General features: G+C 64.7%; 2 protein-coding genes. Both read right to left on the bottom strand.

All coding sequences use genetic code 11. The annotated features are described in order from the left end of the window. Positions 1 to 145: 145 nt before the first annotated feature. Positions 146 to 898 carry an SDR family oxidoreductase gene (locus tag QN224_RS33425; protein ID WP_283980154.1) on the bottom strand — a complete coding sequence of 251 codons (753 nt, stop codon included), beginning with the start codon at positions 896 to 898 and terminating at the stop codon, positions 146 to 148. 159 nt (positions 899 to 1,057) lie between these two features. After that, on the bottom strand, positions 1,058 to 1,990 hold a 933-nt coding region (locus tag QN224_RS33420; protein ID WP_283980153.1), incomplete at its 5' end, for an MBL fold metallo-hydrolase.

The raw sequence follows: 1,990 nt of genomic DNA, 5'->3' as shown, positions 1-1,990 counted from the left end.
GCATCCTTATCGCCGACGTCGTGAGCAGCGGCGGCAGCGGACAAGAGAGCCGTCATGGCAACGGCGGCAAAGATTGACTTGATCATGTCGAAACTCCTTTCGTGAGGTCGGAAGGTGCGCCGCCTCATGCGACGCGCCGGATCGGTCATTTCCGCGCCGCGGTTGCGAACCACTGCTCGAAGGTGATGCGGCCGAGGCGGGGATTGTTGTCGGAGACGAGCGAGCCATCTTCCAGTTTGGCGCCGAAGTAGCGAGCCTCCGGATCTGCCTCGACCTTGCGAGCGTCGCCCATTGCTTTGAGGTAGCGGGCGACGAGCTCGTTCAGCCGGACACGCTCCGGCCCCGAGATCTCCACAACGCCATTGATCGGCGCGACCGTCGCAACGGCGGCCATGTTGTCGGCCACATCGTCCGAGGCGATGGGCTGGACGTAGGCTGGCGACAGGTGCACCGTGTCGCCGATCGTGCCGGACTGGGCGATGCCGCTGAGGAATTCCATGAACTGCGTCGAGTGGACGATCGTATAGGGAACACCGGATTCCCGGATGATCTTTTCCTGGGCCACCTTGGCGCGCATGTAGCCGCTGTCGGGCAGCCGATCGACGCCGACGATGGAAAGCGCGATATGATGCTTTACGCCCGCGGCCTTTTCCGCAGCCATCAGATTGCGGCCCGACGTCTCAAAGAATTCCAGCACGGCCTTGTCTTCGAAGGACGGCGAGTTTGCGAGATCGATAACGACAGAGGCGCCAGCGAGCGCCTCGGCGAGACCTTCGCCGGTGATCGTGTTGACGCCGGTGTTCGGAGCGGCGGCAATGACTTCATGGCCTTGCTTGCGAAGGCGGTCGGCTGTCTTTGAACCGATCAGGCCGGTTCCGCCGATGATGACGATTTTCATGAGCTTCTCCATTCGCGGGCGCTCGGCGCGCCGCATTGTCCATTCGTTTCCAGTAGGTGGTTGCGCGGTCTTAGCTCGGGCCGGTCCTCTCAAGGCCATCGACCTTGTCGGCCGAACTGGAAGGATACGCACCCAGTTCGGCCCTGACCCAACAAGAGGTCAGTAGTCCCAGAAGGCCGCGACCCAACGAAAGTCGTCGCCGTCGACCGCCACCCGGCCGACGGACGGGAACGGCAGGTGAGTGGCGACCAGCTGTCCGCCGGTCTCCGCCAGCTCGCGCAAGAGACGGACCCGAACGCGCGCCGCCTCCTCGGGGTCGTGTTCGAAACCGTTGTGCCAGTCGGGGTGTTCGAACCCGACCGCGAATACGGCGTCGCCGGCGAACATCAGCCGGTCGCCGCCGGACGCCACGCGGACCACGCTGTGCCCGGGGGTGTGGCCGCCGGTACGAGAGACGACCACGCCCGGTGCCACTTCGTATTCCTCGTCGAACAGCCGCAGTTGGCTGCGGTACTCTTCCGCGAAGCGCTTGGCGGTCGCGCGAAGCGCGTCCGGGAAGCCCGGCGGCATGGAGACGTGGGAGAAATCGGGCGACTCCCAGAACTTGACCTCGGCGGCGGCCACGTGGATCCGCAGGTCCGGACGCAGCTGCTCCTTTACCCCCTCGACGAGCAGCCCGCCGACGTGATCCATGTGCATGTGGGTAAGCACCACGTCGGTCACCGATGCAAGGTCGATGCCGGCGGCCTCCAGTCGCTTGATCAACTGCCCGGCCCGCGGCAAGTTCAGGTCCGGATCCAGTCCTAGCCCAGCGTCGATGAGTATGGTCTGGTCGCCGCTCCGCACCACGACCACATTCAGCGCCCAGTCGAAGGCATCCTGCGGCAGGAACATGTCCTTCAGCCAGGCCGCCCGGGCGGCCGGGTCGGCGTTGTGTCCCAACATCTGGGTTGGGAGCGGCAGCACCCCGTCGCTGATTACCAGCACTTCAATCTCGCCGACCTGCACCGCGTAGCGCGAGGGAACCAACTCTTCGGGTCGCGATCTACCGGAGGGTGAGGTGTTGTCCAAGCTCATGTTTGTCTGCTGCTG

The sequence above is a fragment of the Sinorhizobium sp. 7-81 genome, from assembly GCF_030124405.1.
GTDB lineage: Bacteria > Pseudomonadota > Alphaproteobacteria > Rhizobiales > Rhizobiaceae > Sinorhizobium > Sinorhizobium psoraleae.
Note: the sequence above shows the minus strand (reverse complement) of the source record. Positions and strands in the feature narration are given on the sequence as shown.